Genomic DNA, 18,745 nt, shown 5'->3' on the forward strand with positions numbered 1-18,745 from the left:
CCGGGCGGGCCGGTGGTGAACCGCGGGGAAAAGGGAGCCCGGTTCAGTAGTCGAGTACGGCGAGGACCGGCGCATGGTCGGAGGGGCTGTCGTGCGGCGCGGCCGGGTGCGAGCCGTCCACCGTCGGCAGCTTCTCCGGGCCGGTGAAGACCCGCTCCAGCCGGGGCAGCAGCGCCCGGCTCACCAGGATGTGATCGATGAGCTCCTTCTGGCCCTCGAAGACGCGGGAGAACCCGCCCTGTTCGAGGATGCGCGGGGCGAGGTTCCAGAGCCGCCGCGGGTCGCCGAGGTCGCCGTCCTGGAAGCCGCCGGTACCGATCTGCGAGCCCGGCGGGCCGTACAGGATCTGCGTGGTGGCCGCCTTGAACTCGTCGTTGAGGTCGCCCATCACGATCACCTCGTGCGTGCGGCCGTCGCCCTGCAGGAGCTGGTCGGCCACGAAGCGCATGGTGACGGCCTCGGCGGCCCGGCGGTACAGGGCGTACGCGGCGTAGCGGGCGCGCAGTTGCTCGTCGTCCGTGCTGTGACGGTTTCCGGGGAAGGTCAGCAGTTTCGACTTGAGGTGGCACACGGCCACCCCGACCGTGTGGCCGGGCACGGGACTCCAGCGCACGACCAGGCCGCCGCGGCCCATCCTCTTGACCATGGTCCCGTCGTCCTCGACCCGGACGGGCGGGAGGTGGTCCGGGAAGGCCGTGCGGTCCTCGACCACGGTGAGCGGCCGGCGGCTGAGGAAGCCCACCCGGATGCCGCGGCGGTCGGGGTGCGTCGACAGGGCGATGTGCCAGTCTCCGTCGAGCCGGTCGACGAGATCGGTCAGCGCCTCGTGACTGCCCACTTCCTGGACGCCGAGGAGATCGGGCGCGAGATGGGCGATCGTGGCCGCGAGACCCTCCAGCTTCGCCTGGTAGGTGGCCTCGTCCCGGGCGGCGCAGCGGTTGGAGGGCGGGCCGCCCGGGGGCAGGGGGCGGCAGAGGTTCTCCAGGTTCCACGTACCGATGACCACGCTCACGGCCGCTCCTGTCCTCAGGTCGTTGCCGGTCGCCGGTCGCCGGTCGCCGGTCGCCGGTCGCCGGTCGCCGGTCGCCGGTCGCCGGTCGCCGGTCGTCGGCCGGCATCAGGTCTCCGTGGGTCGTTGGCGGCGCCGGCCGTCAGCCGGTCTTGGGCGCGACCGGTTTGTGGCCGGGATACACGTGATCGGGGGTGACGATGGTCGTGACCGCCTCCCCGAAGAGCGTGCTGGGCTCCTGGCCCTTGTACTGGCTGTCGGTGTTCAGGAGGATGACCATCGTCGCCTGTGCCGACGGCAGGTAGACGGGCAGGACCTCGTATCCGGGGATCGAGCCGTTGTGGCCGATCCAGCCCTGGACGTCGAAGATGCCCAGTCCGTAGCCGGCACCCGGAATGTCCATCGGGGTGGTCTTCAGACGCTCGGCCTGGGTCGCCGGCTTCAGCAGCGTGCCGGTGGCGAGGGTACGGGCCCAGCTGCGGAGGTCCTGCAGGTCGGAGACCATCTCTCCGGCGGCCCAGGCCCAGGAGGGATTCCAGCGGGTCGAGTCCACGACCTTGCCCGAGGCCGTCTGGTCGGTGTACCCGTGCGCATAGGGCACCGGCAGGGCCGGGCTCGTCGGGAAGACCGTGCTGCGGAGCCCGGCCGGTCCCAGGACGTCCTTGGTGATGACCTCGTGGAGCGGCCGGCCGGTGATCTTCTCCACCACCAGGCCGAGCAGGATCAGGTTGGTGTTGCTGTAGTCGAACTCCGCGCCCGGCTCGAACTGCACGGGGTGCTTGAAGGAGTAGTCGAGCAACTGCCGCGGTGAGACGTACTTCTCCGGATCGGCCTCAAGCCGCGTGATGAAGTCCCCGTCCATGCTGTAGTTGAAGAGTCCGCTGCGCATGCCCGCCAGTTCCCGCAGGGTGATGCGGTCACCGTTCGGAACTCCTGTGACGTAGGCGCCGATGTGGTCGTCCAGACCCACCTTCCCCTGGTCGACCAGCTGGAGGAGGGCGGTGACGGTGAACGTCTTGGTCTCACTGCCGATGCGCACGTGGAGGTCGGGAGCCATCGGCGCACCGGTCGCCTTGTCCGCCACACCGAAGGACCGTACGTAGCTCCCCTTGCCGGGGGCCCACAGCCCGACCGTCACGCCCGGCACCTGCGCCTCGCGCATGACCCGGCGCACGGCCGCGTCGAGTTGCGCCGCGACGGCCGGTGTGAGGGGCGTGAAACCCGTATCGGCATCCGGGGAAGGCGTCGGGGCGGTGGGGGTGGGGGTGGCGGCGGCCGCGGAGGCGGGAGTCGACCGCCCGGCCCCGGACGCCCCGGACGCGGAGCCCGCGGCGGCCGCGGCGATGAGCACTCCTGTCGCGGCGGCGGCCGCGCAGGCCCGGCGCAGCCGGAGATGGGTTGGCTTCACGGCATGGTCTCCTGCCGTCCGAGGGCCCCGGGCAACACCATCAGGCTAGGTCCCCGCGCCCCCGGTCGCGAGGTGAGCCGTCCGCCGCCGGGGACCTCAGGGCGGCGGGAGCTCGCGCAGGCGTCCCTCCCCGACGAGGGCGACACCACCGCCGACGCACACGGGGCGGATGTCCCGGCCGTGGCCGTCGGCGCTGACGGTCATCGCGCTGGGGCGCCCGGTGAAGCGGCCCTGGCGCAGCAGGCAACGCTCCCCGGCGCCGATCCGGCCGTGGCTGCGCAGATAGGCGGCGGCACACCCCGCACCGCTGCCGGTGGCGACGTCCTCCAGGATCCCGTCGTTGTTCCAGTGCCTCCCCTCCATGGCCGAGGCGTCGAGAAGGTAGGCGAACTCGGCGCCGAGGCGGGCCAGTGGCGCATCGAGCGGTGCCGTGACACGGGCACGGGCGAGCGCGTCTCCGCGTACGGGGAGCACCAGGTAGCGCAGGCCCGTGGAGACCACCTCCGGAGGCAGACCGGGGTCCAGGTCTCCGGGGTCGAGGGCGAAGAGGGCGGCCAGGCGTTCGGGGGCGGGGCGGCCGAGGAAGGCGGCCGCGCCCTGGTCGAGGAGGCTCGCGTACCGGCCGGGGCCCCGCCGTTCGGTGGTGACCTCCACCGGGCGGTCGGGCAGGCGCAGGGTCCAGGCCTCGTGGTCCGCCGCGCCGTGGAGGGCGTGCAGCACCGCGGCCGCGCCGATGAGGGGGTGCCCGGCGAAGTCCAGCTCCCCCGCGAGGTCGAAGACGCGCGCCCGCCACGTGCGCGGCCGCCCGGGTGAGCCGTCGCGCATGAGGAAGACGGACTCGAAGTGCCGCAGTTCCCGGGTGATCGTCCGCATCTGGGCGCCGGTCAGCGGATCGGCGTCGGGGAACACCGCGAGGCTGTTGCCGCTGTAGGGGCGGTCGGTGAAGACGTCGACGTGGTGGTAGCGCATGGGGGCGACGCTACCGGGGGCCGCCCGGCAGACCGTGTCCGTGGGGCGGTCGCCGGCCCAGCGCGGAGGCCAGGGTGATCCCGCGGTGGCTGCGCAGGCGCCGTACCTGCCAGGCCGAGAGCGCGGTCACCGACAGCGGGCCGCCGAGCATGAAGGTGGAGAGCACCTCCGGGGGCGCGGCGACGTCGGGGCCGCTGAAGACCTGGAAGGCGAGGAGCGACCAGACCAGCAGCGGCGCCGCCGGAATCCGTCCGGTTCCCGAACACCGCTCTGGCCCCGCTCACTTGTGGTCGCTCCCCCGGTAACACAAGTGCTCCGTAAGCTCCGTGGGGCAGCGGGCCGTCCCGCTCTACGCGCGGCCGTACGCCATCAGGGCGGCGTGCGGGAGCACGAGCACACCGTCACGGTCGGTGAACTCCGCGCACATCGCTTCGAACTGCGCCTTGATGGTCTCGACGACCTCGGGCGGCCGGCTCCGCACGATCTGCCCGATCGTCGCGATGCCGGCGGCGGGGCCGCTCCACCACTCCTCGGGAGTCGTCCGGTGCTCCCACACCAGGGTCTCGCAGCCGGCATCCCGCAGGCCGGCTCCGGCCGGCAGCGCGGCGAAGCCCTGCTCGTCGCGGGAAAAATCATCGCCGGGAGCCGGCGCGGGCAGATGGGCGGGGCGGCCGACACCCGCCGCCTGGACCGCTCGCCCCAGCAAGGTCTGTCCGGCGGCCGCAGGGACCGCCCAGATGGTAAAGGCCATCCGGCCGCCCGGCCGTGTCACCCGGCGCAACTCCCGCAGGGCTGAACGGGGTTGTCCGACGTGGTTCAGGACGAAGTTTCCGATCACCGCGTCGAACTCGCCGTCGGCGAAGGGCAGTTCCGGCAGAGCGGCGAGGCGCACATCGGCCGTCGGCGCATTCCGGCCGGCAACGGCGACCATGCTCGGTTCGGCGTCCACCGCCGCCACCTTCGCCCCTCGCCCGCACGCGGCCGCGGCGGCGGTCCCCGTGCCGGTCCCCACGTCGAGCACACGCGTACCCGCCTCGATCCCGGCGGCGTCGAGCAAGCGGGGCACCGGATATGCGCAGAGCTTGCCGAAGCTGCCCGCATAGGCATCGGCCTGCGCGGCCCACGCGCGACGCTCGGACGTGTCGAATGCCGTCACCGTCATCGGTCCCCTTCTCGTGACGTGGCGACACCGGGCCGGGCGGGCTTAAGGGCTGCTGTCTTTCCGACCGGCCGAGGTGGTGACGTTTCGACCCGGTGGTTGTGGCGGCCGCGTACCAGTTCCGTGGGAGGCACTACCGCCGCCAAGAGTACGGCGAGACTCGCCCACAGCGGCAGCACGTTGTTGAGCACGACCAGGCTCACGCCCAACGCGAACCCGTAGGAGAGTTCGATCCAGAATGGAACGGTTCCGTGGTCGAGGAGTGTCGGGAGGATGTATCGGTCTCGGCAGCCGATTTTCGAGAGATGCCGGATGTTGATGATGCCGGCGAATGCCGCGATGGCGGCGGCGAGGATCGTCGCAATGTGCATGAGTTTCTCCCATTCGATCGAGGAATTCCCCCTCCCAGGGAAATGGACGGAAAAGAACACGTCACGACCCGAAATCCCGGGGCTTGACATCCGGCCTAGGCTTCCGCCGTGACCAGCGCAGAAGTGACCAGACGGCGGGTGATGGGCCTCGGCCTCGGGGTCCTGGCGGGGGTGTCGGCCGGCTGCTCGGGGGATTCCGGACCGGTACGTCGGCTACGGCTCGCCACGGGCCCCGAGGGCGGGCCGTACAACGCGTTCGGGCAGGCCCTCGCGCAGGCCGTGGCCGCGAGCGGACGCCGGATCGAGATCGTCCCGGTGAGCACCGCGGCCAGCGTGGACAACCTGCGGAAGCTGGACGACGGCAGCGTCGAGCTGGCTCTGGCCATGGCGGACGTGGCCGAGGACGCGGTGCTGGGGCGGGAGCCGTTCCCCCGGCCGACCGCCGCGACGGCCCTGGCCAGGGTCTACGTGAACTACACGCACCTGCTCGTCCCGGCGGACGGGCCGGTGCGCTCGGTGCGGGATCTCGCCGGGCGTCCGGTCGCGGCGGGCGCGGCGGGCTCGGGGGTACAGGTGGTGGCGGAACGCGCCCTGCGGGCGGCCGGGCTGAGCGGCGCACCGGCACCCGCACCCGCACCGGCACCCGCACCGCCGTCGGCGGCGGACGAGCGGCAGCTGGGCCTCGCCGCCTCGGTGAGCGCCCTGCGCGAGGGCTCGGTCGACGCGCTGTTCTGGTCCGGAGGGGTGCCCACCCCGGCCCTGGCGGACCTGGCGCGCGAGCGGCCGCTGCGTTTCCTGCCGCTCGACGCCCACGTCGGCGCGCTGAGGGAGCGCTACGGCCCCGTCTACACCGCGGTCACGCTGCCGGCAGGCGTGTACGGGCTGACGGAGCCGGTGGGCACCATCGGGGTCGGCAACTACCTCCTGGCCCGGGCCGACGTACCGCAGGGCGCGGTGCGTGACCTGCTGCAGGTGGTGTTCGAGCGGTGGCGCGACCTGCTGCGGGAGGTGACGGCGGGGGCCCGGCTGGAGCCCCGCTTCGCCATCTCGACCGGCGAGGTGCCGCTCCACCCGGGCGCGGTCGCCCACTACCGGTCGGTGTACGGCTGAGACCTCACTCAGGGGGAGAGGACGGCAGCCGGAACTCCACGACCAGGCCGTGCGGCTCATTGCCGCGGACGACGAGCCGGCCGCCGCTGATCCGGGCGATCTCGTCGGCGATGGCCAGCCCCAGGCCGCTGCCGGGCACGTTCTGGTGCTCCGGGGAGCGCGCGAAGCGGCGTAGCAGCAAGGGCAGCTGCTCCTCCGGCACGCCCGCGCCGTCGTCCGCGACCCGTACGACGGCGACGCCGCTCGCGCCGGCCGCGTGCGTGGCGCGCACCTCGACGCGGCCGCCGCGCGGGACGAACTTCACGGCGTTGTCGAGGAGCGCGTCGAGGATCCGGCCCGCCGCGTCGGGCAGGGCGCGCGCCCGCAGGCCCTGCGCGAGGCCGGTGGCCACCAGTTCCACTCCCGCGGCCCGGAAGACCGGGGTCCAGGCCGTCACCCGGTCCCGTACCGCCCGCGACACGTCCTCGTCGCCCAGCTCCGCGGTGCCCGACTCCACACGGGCCAGTGCCAGGAGGCCGTCGAGCAGCTCCTCCAGGCGCTCCGCCTCGTCCAGTGCGCGGCCGTGCTCGGCCAGGCCCGGCCCGGGTGCGATGTGCGGCTCGACGTTCTCCAGCTGCAGCACCAGCGTGGCCAGCGGATTGCGCAGCTGGTGGGAGGCATCGGCGACGAAGTCGCGCTGGCGGCCGATGGAGTCGGCCATCGCCTCCGCCATGGTGTTGAAGTGCCGGCGCAGACGGCGCAGCTCCGGCGGACCGGTGTCGGACACAGCCCTGGCCTGCAGGCTGCCGGCGGTCAGTCGCCCGACCGCCCGGTCCAGGTCCAGTACCGGGCGCATCAGCCAGCGTGTGATCCCGGCCGCGACCAGGGCGGCTGCCGAGAAGGCGCCGAACGCGCCGGTGGCGATGAGCGACCAGCGGACGGTCACGTCCCGGCGCGCGGCCTCGGTGGGCACGGCCATCAGGACGGCCCCGCTCACCCGCTCGTCCCGGCCCACCGGTTCGGCCAGCACGACGGTGCGCGGTCCCCACGGGCGCAGGGTGGGCAGCCGGTCGGTCGAGCGGCCGGTGAGGGCACGGCGACGGGCTTCCGCCCCCTCGGAGGAGCCGCCCGCGGCGGAACCGGCGTCCGTGGCGGCGTCGGTGGCCGCGTCCGTGGCGGCCTCCGCCGCAGGTCCGGTCCCGGCCCGGGCCACCGTCGCCCCCGCGGAGTCGACCACGGCCACCCCGGCTCCGTACAGCTGGGCGTAGCGGCCGATCTCGGCCGAGAGCTCCGCCCGGTCGGCGGCTGTGCGCATCCGGTCGGCGAGGTCGGCGAAGCGTACGGCCTCCGAGCGCCGTTGCAGGAGGAGGTGCTCGGTGCGCCCGCGTGCGTAGGCATCGGCCAGGGGGATGCAGAGCAGCAGCGCCGCCGCCCCCATGAGCACCATCAGCACCGCCAGCAGCCTGCGCCTCACCGCTCACCGCCCCGCGCGTCCGGTGCCGTGTCCGGGTCCGGACCGGGTGCGGGGGCCGGGAAGCCGAGCTGGTAGCCGAACCCCCGGACCGTACGCACCAGGCCGGAGCGGCCGGTCTTGGCGCGGATGCCCGCCACATGGACGTCCAGGGAGCGGGAAGCCGCGAGGAAGGCGTCACCCCAGATCCGGTCCAGGATCACCTCGCGGGAATGCACCTCGTCCGGGCGGGCGGCCAGGAAGGCGAGCACGTCGAACTCGCGTCGGGTGAGGCGTACACCGGCGCCCGCCACCGTGACGGTGCGACCCGCGAGGTCCACCTCGACATCGCCGGCGCGCACCGGCCGGGACCCGGTCGGGGCGGGCTCCGGACGGCCCGGGTGCGGGTCCGTCCGGCGCCGTACGGAGTCGATCCGCGCCATGAGCTCGGCCATCCGGAACGGCTTGACCACGTAGTCGTCGGCCCCCGCCCGCAGCCCCTGGACGATGTCGCGCTCCTCGCAGCGCGCGGTCACCACGATCAGCGGCGCGTCGCAGACGGTACGCAGCCGCCGCAGCAGCTCCAGCCCGTCGAGGTCGGGAAGGCCCAGGTCCAGCAGGACGAACTCGGCCTCGCGGACGTGCCGCAGGGCGTCCAGGGCGCGCCCCACCCGGCGGACGGAGTGCCCGCGCTGGGCGAGGGCCGTGCCAAGGGCCTGGGCCATGCGATCGTCGTCCTCGACGAGAAGCGCGTGCATAGACAGTCCCTCGCGACCTGTGACCGGAGCCCCGATGACGGAGGCCTCATGACGGAGGCCCCATGACCGGAGCCTCCGTGTCCGGATTCCCGTGACCCGGCGCAGCAGCTTACGGGAGCCGACGCACCGCGCCACGGGGTCGGATCAGCGTGCCGCCTCGGCGGGAGCCGGCGCAGGCCGCTCCCGCTCGGTCTCGCCGTCGGCCTCGGCACGGCTCAGCGCGGCATTGCGGGTGTCCGGCATGAGCACGTACGTCACGAGGGAGATCAGCGCGCATCCGGAGACGTACCAGAAGAACATGGTCTCGTGCCCACTGTTCTTGAACCAGAGCGCCACGTACTCCGCCGTGCCGCCGAACAGCGCGTTGGCGATCGCGTACGGCAGCGCCACGCCCAGCGCGCGCACCCGGGTCGGGAACAGCTCGGCCTTGACCGCCGCGTTGATGGACGTGTAGCCGGTGATGATGACCAGGGCCAGCAGGGACAGCCCGAGCGCGGACCAGTACGAGGACGCCGATCCGAGCGCGGTCATGATCGGGTACGTGCCGACGGTGCAGCCCACCGCGAAGGTGATCAGCAGGGGCCGGCGGCCGATCCGGTCGGACAGCATGCCGGCGAAGGGCTGCAGCACGGCGAAGAGGGTCAGCGCGGTGAAGCTGACGAGCGTGGCGGTGGTCTTCTCCATGCCCGCGCTGCCGACCAGGTACTTGGTGAGGTAGGTGGTGTAGGTGTAGTAGGCCACGGTGCCGCCGAGGGTGAGCGCCATGACCAGCCCCGCCTGCCGCCGGTACTGCCACAGGGCCTTCAGCGTGCCGCGCGTGCTGTCGTCGTGGGCGTCCTCGCCCGGCGCCGCCGACTCCTCCTTGAACGCGTCGGTCTCCTGCAGGCGGCGCCGCAGCCAGAAGACGACCACCGCGAACAACGCCCCGAGGAGGAAGGGGAGCCGCCAGCCCCAGCTCTGCAACTGGGCCGTGGTCAGGGTGTGCTGAAGGGTGATCAGAATGCCCAGTCCGAGCAGCTGGCCGCAGGTCATGGACACGTACTGGAAGGACGAGCCCAGCCCGCGCCGGTTCCGGGCCGACGCCTCCGTCAGGTACGTGGCGCTGGCCGCGTATTCGCCGCCGATGCTCATCCCCTGGAGCAGCCGGGCGAGCAGCAGCACCAGGGCGCCGAAGTACCCGGCCTGGCCGTAGGTCGGGGCGACGGCGATCAGCAGGGCGGCCACCGACATCATGGTGACGGTGAGGGTGAGCGCGCTCTTGCGCCCGTGCCGGTCGGCGGCACGGCCCAGGATCCACCCGCCGACGGGCCGCATCAGGAAGCCGACGGCGAAGATCCCCGCCGTGTTCATCAGCTGGGTGGTCGGGTTCTCGCCGGGGAAGAAGGAGTCGGCGAAGTAGATCGCGAAGCTCGCGTAGACGAACCAGTCGTACCACTCGACGAGATTGCCGAGCGAGCCGCCGACCAGGGCGAGACGGCGCTTCCTGCGCTCGTCCCCGGGCGGCGGCGCGGGCATGACGACGGACGGGGACATGGCGGCTCCAGAAGGAAGTTCCCTGATGGGGGACTGGGGGGCGGTAGAACTGCCCCGGCGATGGGGGAGTGTCCAGAGCATGCGGCGGCCGCCGTACCGGGACAAGGTCCGCCACGCAGATCTAACGTTCCGCTAAGAAAGCTCCTGGGAAAGCCCCGGGGCCGCCGGATTTCACCGTTCAGTCATGCGCACGTCATGCCTGCTCCATGGTCGTCACCCGCACGTGGCCCACGGTGGGGGCGGCCCGCCGCCGAACGCCGGAAGACCCCGGCCAGCACGCGGCCGGCCCCACCCCGTACCCCCCAACAGGAGGCAAGATGCGCGTGATCCCGAGCAGGCGGACCCCGGCCGTGGCCGTGGCCGCGGCGGCCATGGTGGCCCTGGGCGTGATCGCCGGACCGGCGCACGCCGAGGCGGCCCACGGCGGCACCGCACCGTCGCTGCCCCGGGTGGCGGCCTCCGTCGAGACGCCCTCCCTCTTCGATGACGAGGCCGGCGGCAACGCGAACGCCGACGACCCGGCGATCTGGCGCAATGCCAAGAACCCTGACGCCAGTCTGGTCATCGCCACCGCCAAGGAAGGCGGTCTGCGCGTCTACGACCTGGACGGACGCCAGGTGCAGGCCCTGCCCGCGCCCGCGCCGCCGAGGGACGGCGACAAGCCCGGACGCTTCAACAACGTCGACCTGATCACCGGACTCCGCTTCCCGGACGGCCGCCACGACGTGGCCGTCGTCTCCGACCGCGGCCGCGACCAGCTGCGCGTCTACCGGATCGACCCGAAGCGGCCCGCCGCCCCGCTGGTCGACGTCACCGACGAGGCCGCCGCCCCGCAGGTCTTCTCCGGCGGCCAGGACGAGGTCAACGACCAGCGGACCGCCTACGGCCTGGCCGCCTACACCGACCGCCGCAGCGGCCGCTCGTACGCGGTCACCAGCCGGCGCCACGCCACCGATCTCGCATTGGCCGAACTGCTGCCCAACGCCCAGGGCAAGGTCGGCTACCGCACCGTCCGCACCACCTCGCTGCCCGCCTCCTTCACCCTGCCGAACGGGAAGAGCTGGACGCCGTGCGGCGAACCGGGCGAGCGGCCCCAGGTCGAGGGCATGGTCGTCGATCCCGACACCGGTGACCTCTACGCCGGTCAGGAGGACGTCGGCATCTGGAAGCTCGACGCCGACCTGCGCTCGCCCGCCCGCCTCATCGAGAAGGTCCGCTCCTTCGGCGTGCCCGGCACCTGGAACCCCGGGACGCAGGAGTGCGACGCGGGCGCGGACCCCGGCTTCGGCGGCAGGCACGTCTCCGCCGACGTGGAAGGCCTGACCATCTGGCGCGACCCGGAGCACCCCGGCCACGGCGGCTACCTGCTCGCGTCCAGCCAGGGCGACGACACCTTCGCCGTCTTCGACCGCGAGCACGGCAACGCGTACGTCCGCGGCTTCCGCATCGGCGACGGTGCGACGCCCGGCTCGCCGGACGGATCGCAGGAGTGCGACGGCGCCGCCGTCACCAGCGCGCCGCTGGGCAAGAAGTTCCCGAACGGACTGTTGGTCGTCCAGGACGGCCACAACACCCCCGCCACCACGGGACCCGACGGGGAGGCCCGTACGGACACCGACTTCAAGTTCGTGGACCTGGGCCGGCTGAAGCGGGCCGCCCGCCTCTGACCCCATCCGCCTCTGACCCCGTCCGCCTCTGACGCCGCCCGCCTCTGACCCCGCCGCCCGGGACCGTGACCTGGGCGGCGCCGCGTTCGCCCCGGTCGATAGGATCACCACCGCATACGACGGAAGGCGATCATGGCGGACAGTCCCCTCAGGCCCAGCTCGTTGATCAACACGGTCTACGGGGCGTTCCTGCGCCGCCTCGGCGGCTGGATCTCGGTCGCCGACCTGATCACCTTGCTGTCCGAGCTGGACGTGGACGGTCCGGCGGCGCGCTCGGCGATCTCCCGGCTGAAGAAGAAGGGCGTCCTCGAACCGGAGCGCCGGGGGGCCACCGGCTACCGGCTCAGCCCGGGCGCGCAGCCCGTCTTCGACGAGGGCGACCGGCGCATCTTCGGCAGCCTGGAACCGGCGAAGCTGAGCGACGGCTGGGCCATGGCCGTCTTCTCCGTACCGGAATCCGAGCGCTCCTACCGCTACCAGCTGCGCACCCGGCTGACCTGGCTCGGCTTCGGGAACATCGCCCCGGGCGTGTGGCTGGCGCCCGGCCGTCTCCTCGGCGACGCCCGCGACATGCTCGTCCGGCTCGGGCTCAGCGACTACGTCCACCTGTTCGCCGCCGAATACGCGGCCTTCAGCGACCTGCCCGGCACGGTCAGCTCGTGGTGGGACTTCCCGGCGATCGAGGAGCAGTACGCCGGATTCACCGAGGCCTACGGCCCCGTCGCCGCGAGCCTGACCGAGCGGCCCGCCATCGACGGCGCCGAGGCCTTCCGCCACTACGTCCCGATGCTCACCCACTGGCGCCGCCTGCCCTACCTCGACCCCGGGCTGCCCGCCGAGCTGCTCCCCGAAGACTGGAACGCGGTGGCCGCGCGGCAGATCTTCCAGCAGCTGAACGAGGTGCTCGCCCCGCCCAGCCTGCGCCACGTGCAGGAGGTCACCGGCCTGGCCGAGGCCTGACCGCAAGCGACGGACTACCGCGCCGTCGGACGGTGCAGGCGCCGCCAGTACCCGGCGAGGTCGTCGACGGTGCCGGTGACCGAGTCCAGGCTCATCGTTGTCCGGGAACCGCGTTCGTAGCGTGGCCAGTTCGGCATCGGACGGTGGTTGGGATCGCCGGTCCGGATGAAGGAGATCCACGACGCGTGCACGGCTTTGGCGAGTCCGTCACGGATCCGGGGATTCAGCCCCGCCAGGAACGGAGCCTGGGACCACTTGTCGAAGTTGTCGAACACGAACGGCAGCTCCAGGCAGTGCGCCGCGCCCAGCTGGCCGCCGTGCGCGGGCGTCGGGAGGTCGAACTGGTACGCCCAGACCGGCCGGCCGCGGGCCGCCCGCCGCTCGGCCAGGTCGATGCCGGGCATGCGGAACAGATCGTCGCCGATCAGGTCCATGAGCACGTCGACCGGGCGGGCCCCCGGCCGGGCCTCCTCGTACGCGGTGTAGGCCTCCGCCGCCCGGGCCCCGAAGGTGTCCCGCGCTCTGGCGAGCACCTGTTCCTTGGTGGCGGCGGCGTACGGCTCGCTCAGCGCGAAGGCGAAGGCGGCCTCTTCCCTGGTCCACCCGATGAGGAGGTCGATGTCCGCCCCGGGGCCGCTGAGCAGCAGATCGGCCGGGCCGCGGGTCAGCGTCACCTCGTCGAGCACCGGCAGGAACGGCGTCGACCAGTACCCCCAGCGTCCGGTCCTCCGGAACATCTCGATCGTGGCACCGATCAGCTGGGGCCAGGGGAGCGCCCGCAGTTCCGCCACGTTCCTGGCACCGAGGATGTCGAGGTAGGTGGCGCTGCGCTGCAGTGACTCCGCGCGGGTGGGGATCTGCAGGCCGAGCGGCGGGCTCTGCAGGATGGCGCGCCGGAACAGCGGGCGGCCGGCGGGCCGGGCCCCGGCGAGCGCGGCCACCGACAGTGCTCCGCCGGACTGTCCGGCGAGGGTGATGTTGTCCGGGTCGCCGCCGAACGCGGCGATGTTGTCCCGTACCCAGCGCAGTGCGGCGAGCTGGTCGGTGAACCAGAAGTTCCCGCCTGCGCCGTCCTCACCAAAGTAGAGGTATCCCAGCGGGCCGAGCCGGTAGTTGAGGGTCACGACGACGAGGTCGCCGTCGCGGGCGAAGGTCTCGCCGGAGTAGTTGGGCAGGGAGCCCGATCCGGAGATGAAGCCGCCGCCGTGGATCCAGACCATCACCGGCCGCCGGGCGTCGTCGGCTCCGGGCGTCCATACGTTGAGCGTCAGGCAGTCCTCGCTGAAGGGGGGAGCGCCGTGAGTGCCGAGCACCGCGTCGCCGCCCTCCCGGTAGAGCTGCGGGGCGCTCGGCCCGAAGGCGGTCGCGTCACGCGTCCCCGCCCAGCCGGGATGGGGCTGGGCGGGGCGCCACCGCAGGGCTCCGACCGGGGGCGCCGCGTAGGGCACGCCCTTGAACACGGTGAGCCCGCCCTCGACGGCTCCGCGGAGCCGCCCCGCGGGCAGCTCGACGACGGGCGAGGACCCGCCCGCGGGCGGTGCGGCCTGTGCCGTGCCGGCCGGTCCGCCGGGGATGCCGGTGAGCAGTGCGGCGCCGGTCAGCACCCCGGTGTTCCGGAGGATTCTGCGCCGTGATGGATCGTCGGTCATGGTGCTTCACTCCCTGACGGATCGTGGATTCGCCCACCGAAGTGGTATGGCGCAAAATTGACGATGGCTAGTGTTACGGCATGCGCGCGGCTCGGGTCAAGGGGTGCGGCGACTCTCCGGCGACTCTCCGGCGTCTATCTTGAGAAGTCTTGACGAGCGTCGCAATTACGCGATAGACACGTGTCACCTCAGGAGCACCATCCGGTCCGCGAAGACCGGTTGACAACGTACGGAGTCTCCATGGCAGGTCGGTTTCGCCCCCTGGTTCTGATCACCGTCACCACAGGCCTCTTGCTGGCCACGGGATGCGGCGGTGCGAGCCTGGGCACGGGTGACGACAACAAGCAGACCGGGCCCGTGAAGATCGGGCTCCTCGTCCCGCAGTCCGGGACCTACAAGGCACTCGGCGACGACATGAAGCAGGGCTTCGAGCTCTACCTCCGGCAGCACGGCGGCAGGCTCGGCGGCCGCGAGGTGCAGATCGTGATCGCGGACGAGGGAGAGACGGCCGACTCGGGCAAGGCGGCGGCGGAGAAACTCGTCAAGCAGGACCGGGTCCTGGCGGTCAGCGGAGTGGTGAGCTCGGCCACCGTCAACGGGGTCAAGGACCTGTTCGAGAGCAGCCGGATCCCGCTCGTCGGCTCGAACGCCTCGCCCACCACCCTGACCGGAACCAAATACATCTGGCGCACCTCGTACGTCAACGACGAGCCGGGCAAGGCGCTCGGCAAGCACGTCGCCGAGCGGGCCGGGGGCCCGGTCTTCCTCGTCGCCGCGGGCTACCAGGCCGGCAAGGACGAGATCGAGGGCTTCAAGTCCACCTTCCTGCCCGCCGGCGGCAAGATCGCGGGGGAGGAGGTGTACACGCCGTTCCCGGGCACCAAGAACTTCCAGCCCTACCTCTCCCAGATCGAGAACTCCGGGGCGAAGGCGGTCTTCTGCTTCTACGCAGGCGGCGCGGCCGTCGACTTCGTGAAGCAGTACCGCGACTTCGGACTGGCCGGAAAGATCCCGCTCTACGCACCCGGCTTCCTCACCGAGGGCGGCGTGCTCAAGGGACAGGGGGACGCGGCCGAAGGCATCCTCACGGCCCTCAACTACAGCGCCGACCTGGACAACACCGCCAACCGGCAGTTCGCACCCGCCTACCGGGCCGCCCACGGCACGGACCCGACCACCTACGCGATGGCCTCATGGGACGCGGCGCAGGTGCTCGACAAGGCGATCGAGGCAGCCGGTGGAACCGTGACCCCGGAGACCGTCAACGCCGCCATCTCCACGGTGGGGGACATCGACAGCCCGCGGGGCACCTGGCGGTTCAACAGCGGCGGCACGCCGATCCAGCCCTGGTACCTGCGCGAGGTGAAGCTGGGCGCCAACACCGTCGCCGGCGACCTCGGCCGACTGGGCGGCTGACATGGCCGGATGGCTGGACGGCAACCTCGTCAGCGTCGTCGACGGGATCGCCTTCGGACTGCTGCTGTTCACGATCGCGGTCGGCCTCTCCCTGGTCTTCGGCATGATGGACGTCCTCAACCTGGCGCACGGCACCCTCTACCTCGGCGGGGCCTACACCGCCTACGCACTCTCCGACGGAACCCTTCCGGGCCTGCTCCTCGCCCTCACGGCCGGCGCGCTGCTGGGCGCCCTCGGGGGAGCGGCCCTGACCTGGCTCACCCGGCCGCTGGCCCGGCGCGGGCACCTGGACCAGGCTGTGCTCACCCTGGGCATCACCTTCATCGTCGCCGACCTCCTCGCGGCGGCCTTCGGCGGGGAGGTGCTGCCCACGGACCCGCCGGCACCGCTGCGCGGGACGGTGGACCTGCTCGGCCACACCTATCCGGTGTACCGGCTGGTGTTCATCGCCGTCGCGGCCTGCCTCGCCGTCCTCGTTCACCTGGTCTTCGAGCGCAGCTCGCTCGGAGCCCTCGTCCGGGCCACCGTCGCCGACCGGGACATGGTCCGCGCCCAGGGCGTCGACATCCGCAAGGTGCTCTACGGGGTCTTCGCGCTCGGCGCCGCCCTGGCAGCGGTCGGCGGCGTCCTCGGTGCGCCGATCCTGGGCCCCGGGCCGGGCGTCGACGAGAGCGTGCTCGTCCTCTCGCTCGTCGTCGTGGTCGTCGGGGGCCTCGGATCCGTGCGCGGCGCCCTCGCCGGGGCACTGCTCATCGGTCAGGTCCAGACGCTCGGGGTGGCACTGCTCCCGCAGTACGCGCCCTTCCTCCTCTTCGGCACCATGCTGGCGGTGCTCGTGGTCCGCCCGCACGGCCTGGTCGCCCCGGCGGTACGCACATGAGCACACCCATGACATCCCGGGCGATCGGCACCGCCGTACTCCTCGGGCTCACCCTGGCCCCCTTCCTGCTCGGCCCGTACGCCGTCGCCACCCTGTCGCGGATCCTGGTGTTCGCCCTGCTCGCGCTGAGCGTGAACCTGCTCACCGGGCTGACCGGGCTGCCGACCCTCGGCCAGTCCGCCTACTTCGGTGTCGGCGCCTACGCCGCGGCGATCACCGCCAAGAGCCTCACCGACGTCGGACCGCTCCAACTCCTCATCGCCGCGGCGGCTTCCGCGCTGGTGGCCGTGCCGACCGGGTGGCTCGCCGTCCGGGCCCGCGGCGTGGTGTTCCTCATGCTGACGCTGGCCATCGGCGAGATCGTCTACAGCGCCGCCGTCAACTGGAAACCGGTGACGGGCGGCACCGACGGGATATCCGGTGTCCCGCCCGTGGTGCCACTGCCCGGCACCCCCGCGCTGGAGCTCGACGGGCTGGTCTACTTCTACGTACTGGCCGTCTTCCTGCTCCTGCTCGCGGCCGTCACCCGCCTGGGCTCGACCCCCTTCGCCCTCGCCCTGCGCGGAATCCGCGACAACGAGCCCCGTATGAAGGCGATCGGCTACCCCACCCGGCGCTACGCGCTCACCGTCTACTGCGGCGCCGCGGCGCTCGCCGGCGCCGCCGGTTCGCTGTGGGTCTCGGTGCAGCGCTTCGTCTCACCAGGCGACGCAGGCTTCGAGATCGCCGCCCTCGCGCTGCTGGCCGTGGTCATCGGCGGCGCGGGCTCGATTTGGGGGGCCTGCGCCGCGGCCGCGCTCATCTGGCTCACCCGCGACTACCTCGGCAACCTCGAAGCCGTCGCCGGACACGGCCCCTTGCTGCTCGGACTGCTCTTCGTCGCCGCCGTGTACACCCTGCCCCGCGGACTGGCCGGCGTACGGCTCCCGCACCAGCCGAGCCGGAAGAGGACGGCGTGAGCGATCTCGACCTACTGGAACTGCGCCGGGTGTCCAAGCACTTCGGGTCCTTCACCGCCGTCGACGAGGTGTCCCTCACCGTGCGCCCCGGCGCGCGGCACGCGATCATCGGACCCAACGGTGCCGGAAAGTCGACCCTGTTCGGCCTCATCTCCGGCACTCTGGCGGCCGGCCCCGGAACCATCCTCCTGGACGGGCGGGACGTGACCCGGCTGCCCGTGCACCGCAGGGTGGGACTGGGCACGGCCGCGACCTTCCAGCACTCCAGCCTCTTCATGCGGGAGACCGTGCTGGAGAACGTCCTGCTCGCCGCACTGCTCCGCACCGGCACAGGGCTCGGCGGATGGCGGAGGGTGAGTGCCAGGGCCGCGGATCTCGCCCGGGCGCGCACGCTGCTGGAACGCGTGGGCCTGCCCGATCGGCACGACCTCGTGGTGGGCGCCCTCTCACACGGCGAACGGCGGCAACTGGAGGTCGCCGTCGCCCTGGCGACCGAACCCCGGCTGCTGCTCCTGGACGAACCCGCCGCCGGCATGTCCCAGGCGGAGACGGAGCGGCTCACCGAGCTGATCGCCGCACTGCCCGAAGAGGTGACCGTCCTGCTCATCGAACACGACCTCGACATGGTCTTCGAGCTCGCCGACACCGTCACCGTCATGCACCTCGGCCGACACCTCACCACCGGCACACCCGATCACGTGCGGGCCTCCGCCGAGGTCCAGCAGGCCTACCTGGGCACCACGGAGGTCACCTCGTGAAGCCGTTCCTCCGCGTACGCGGCCTGCGCTCCGGCTACGCCGGGGGAGTGGTCCTCGGCGGCGTCGACCTCGATGCCGAGGAGGGCGGGATCATTGCCGTCCTCGGGCGCAACGGGGTCGGGAAGACCACCCTCATCTCGACCGTCATGGGATTCGTCCGGCCCTACGAAGGCAGCGTCACCCTCGACGGCCGGGAGCTCGCCGGGGCCCGCGTCGACGTCATCGCCCGGGCCGGAGTGGGCGTCGTACCCCAGGGACGCCGGGTGTTCGCCCCGCTGACCGTGGCGGAGCACCTCGCGATCGCCGCACGGCGCCGCCCCGCGCGCGGGCCGTGGACCCGGGCGCGGATCCTCGACCTGCTGCCGCGACTGGGGGAGCGGCTCGGGCACCGGGGCGACGAACTCTCCGGAGGCGAACAGCAGATGCTGGCGATCGCCCGGGCCCTGCTGGGCAATCCGCGCCTGCTGCTCCTCGACGAACCGTCCGACGGCCTGGCGCCCGCGATCGTCGCCCAGGTGGGGGAGGTGATCCGGGAGGTGAGCGCCGAGGGCATGACGGTCGTCCTGGTCGAACAGAACCTCGGGCTCGCCCTCTCCGTCGCCGGGCACGTCGCCGTCATGCAGAAGGGGAGCATCGTCCACCGGGCGGCCTGCGCCGAGTTCGCATCGAGTCCGGGCGACCGCCGACGACTGCTGGGTGTGGACTGACCC

General features: G+C 72.5%; 18 protein-coding genes. 8 read left to right on the forward strand and 10 right to left on the reverse strand.

Translation table 11 applies throughout. From position 1 onward, the window contains the following. Positions 1–43 precede the first annotated feature (43 nt). From ACFY0D_RS23350 to ACFY0D_RS23375, 6 genes are all read right to left on the reverse strand, one after another. Positions 44–1,006 carry an endonuclease/exonuclease/phosphatase family protein gene (locus tag ACFY0D_RS23350; RefSeq protein WP_390800081.1) on the reverse strand — a complete coding sequence of 321 codons (963 nt, stop codon included), beginning with the start codon at positions 1,004–1,006 and terminating at the stop codon, positions 44–46. A gap of 145 nt (positions 1,007–1,151) precedes the next feature. After that, on the reverse strand, positions 1,152–2,417 hold the full coding sequence (locus tag ACFY0D_RS23355; RefSeq protein ID WP_390799993.1) for a serine hydrolase domain-containing protein: 1,266 nt from the start codon (positions 2,415–2,417) through the stop codon (positions 1,152–1,154). 96 nt (positions 2,418–2,513) lie between these two features. Next, positions 2,514–3,386 carry a PhzF family phenazine biosynthesis protein gene (locus tag ACFY0D_RS23360; RefSeq protein WP_390799994.1) on the reverse strand — a complete coding sequence of 291 codons (873 nt, stop codon included), beginning with the start codon at positions 3,384–3,386 and terminating at the stop codon, positions 2,514–2,516. Between the two features lie 10 nt (positions 3,387–3,396). Continuing rightward, the gene (locus ACFY0D_RS23365) at positions 3,397–3,552 is read right to left on the reverse strand and encodes a hypothetical protein (protein ID WP_390799995.1); all 156 of its coding nucleotides are present in this window, start codon (positions 3,550–3,552) and stop codon (positions 3,397–3,399) included. A 183-nt stretch (positions 3,553–3,735) separates the two neighbouring features. Next, on the reverse strand, positions 3,736–4,542 hold the full coding sequence (locus ACFY0D_RS23370; RefSeq protein ID WP_390800082.1) for a class I SAM-dependent methyltransferase: 807 nt from the start codon (positions 4,540–4,542) through the stop codon (positions 3,736–3,738). 2 nt (positions 4,543–4,544) lie between these two features. Further along, positions 4,545–4,976, reverse strand: a complete 432-nt coding sequence (locus ACFY0D_RS23375; protein WP_390799996.1) for a hypothetical protein — start codon at positions 4,974–4,976, stop codon at positions 4,545–4,547. A gap of 48 nt (positions 4,977–5,024) precedes the next feature. On the opposite strand from ACFY0D_RS23375, the gene ACFY0D_RS23380 reads away from it, so the two are divergent. Then, positions 5,025–6,026 (forward strand): TAXI family TRAP transporter solute-binding subunit, encoded by a 1,002-nt coding sequence (locus tag ACFY0D_RS23380; protein WP_390799997.1) that lies wholly within the window; start codon positions 5,025–5,027, stop codon positions 6,024–6,026. A 4-nt stretch (positions 6,027–6,030) separates the two neighbouring features. On the opposite strand, the gene ACFY0D_RS23385 is transcribed toward ACFY0D_RS23380, so the two are convergent. The 3 genes from ACFY0D_RS23385 to ACFY0D_RS23395 all read right to left on the reverse strand — a co-directional run bounded on the left by ACFY0D_RS23385 (position 6,031) and on the right by ACFY0D_RS23395 (position 9,728). Then, positions 6,031–7,479 carry an ATP-binding protein gene (locus ACFY0D_RS23385; RefSeq protein WP_390799998.1) on the reverse strand — a complete coding sequence of 483 codons (1,449 nt, stop codon included), beginning with the start codon at positions 7,477–7,479 and terminating at the stop codon, positions 6,031–6,033. Further along, complete coding sequence (locus tag ACFY0D_RS23390; protein ID WP_390799999.1) at positions 7,476–8,213, reverse strand: response regulator transcription factor; 738 nt, start codon at positions 8,211–8,213, stop codon at positions 7,476–7,478. The genes ACFY0D_RS23385 and ACFY0D_RS23390 overlap by 4 nt, the downstream gene beginning before the upstream one ends. 144 nt (positions 8,214–8,357) lie before the next feature. Continuing rightward, the gene (locus tag ACFY0D_RS23395) at positions 8,358–9,728 is read right to left on the reverse strand and encodes an MFS transporter (protein WP_390800083.1); all 1,371 of its coding nucleotides are present in this window, start codon (positions 9,726–9,728) and stop codon (positions 8,358–8,360) included. Between the two features lie 335 nt (positions 9,729–10,063). Between ACFY0D_RS23395 and ACFY0D_RS23400 the strand changes: the two genes are divergently transcribed. Both ACFY0D_RS23400 and ACFY0D_RS23405 read left to right on the forward strand, forming a co-directional pair. Further along, positions 10,064–11,413 (forward strand): phytase, encoded by a 1,350-nt coding sequence (locus ACFY0D_RS23400; RefSeq protein WP_390800000.1) that lies wholly within the window; start codon positions 10,064–10,066, stop codon positions 11,411–11,413. A 132-nt stretch (positions 11,414–11,545) separates the two neighbouring features. Then, positions 11,546–12,373, forward strand: coding sequence for a PaaX family transcriptional regulator C-terminal domain-containing protein (locus ACFY0D_RS23405; RefSeq protein ID WP_390800001.1), 828 nt, complete (start codon positions 11,546–11,548; stop codon positions 12,371–12,373). 14 nt (positions 12,374–12,387) lie between these two features. On the opposite strand, the gene ACFY0D_RS23410 is transcribed toward ACFY0D_RS23405, so the two are convergent. Next, a complete protein-coding gene (locus ACFY0D_RS23410) occupies positions 12,388–14,022 on the reverse strand; it encodes a carboxylesterase/lipase family protein (RefSeq protein ID WP_390800002.1) in 1,635 nt (544 codons plus the stop codon). A gap of 240 nt (positions 14,023–14,262) precedes the next feature. Here ACFY0D_RS23410 and ACFY0D_RS23415 point away from each other — a divergent pair, with 240 nt between their 5' ends. Genes ACFY0D_RS23415 through ACFY0D_RS23435 form a run of 5 tightly spaced genes read left to right on the forward strand, consistent with a single transcriptional unit; the run spans position 14,263 to position 18,742 of the window. After that, entirely contained in the window at positions 14,263–15,438 is a 1,176-nt protein-coding gene (locus tag ACFY0D_RS23415; protein ID WP_390800003.1) for an ABC transporter substrate-binding protein, read from the forward strand. A 1-nt stretch (position 15,439) separates the two neighbouring features. Then, complete coding sequence (locus tag ACFY0D_RS23420; protein ID WP_390800004.1) at positions 15,440–16,318, forward strand: branched-chain amino acid ABC transporter permease; 879 nt, start codon at positions 15,440–15,442, stop codon at positions 16,316–16,318. 8 nt (positions 16,319–16,326) lie between these two features. Next, positions 16,327–17,277 carry a branched-chain amino acid ABC transporter permease gene (locus ACFY0D_RS23425; RefSeq protein ID WP_390800005.1) on the forward strand — a complete coding sequence of 317 codons (951 nt, stop codon included), beginning with the start codon at positions 16,327–16,329 and terminating at the stop codon, positions 17,275–17,277. Further along, positions 17,274–18,035, forward strand: coding sequence for an ABC transporter ATP-binding protein (locus ACFY0D_RS23430; protein ID WP_390800006.1), 762 nt, complete (start codon positions 17,274–17,276; stop codon positions 18,033–18,035). Before ACFY0D_RS23425 ends, ACFY0D_RS23430 begins: the two co-directional genes overlap by 4 nt. After that, positions 18,032–18,742: an ABC transporter ATP-binding protein gene (locus ACFY0D_RS23435; protein ID WP_390800007.1), complete on the forward strand. Its 711-nt coding sequence runs from the start codon at positions 18,032–18,034 to the stop codon at positions 18,740–18,742. Before ACFY0D_RS23430 ends, ACFY0D_RS23435 begins: the two co-directional genes overlap by 4 nt. The last annotated feature ends 3 nt before the right edge of the window (positions 18,743–18,745 follow it).

Origin of the sequence: Streptomyces sp. NPDC001502, assembly GCF_042894785.1 — a bacterium.
GTDB classification, from domain to species: domain Bacteria; phylum Actinomycetota; class Actinomycetes; order Streptomycetales; family Streptomycetaceae; genus Streptomyces; species Streptomyces kutzneri.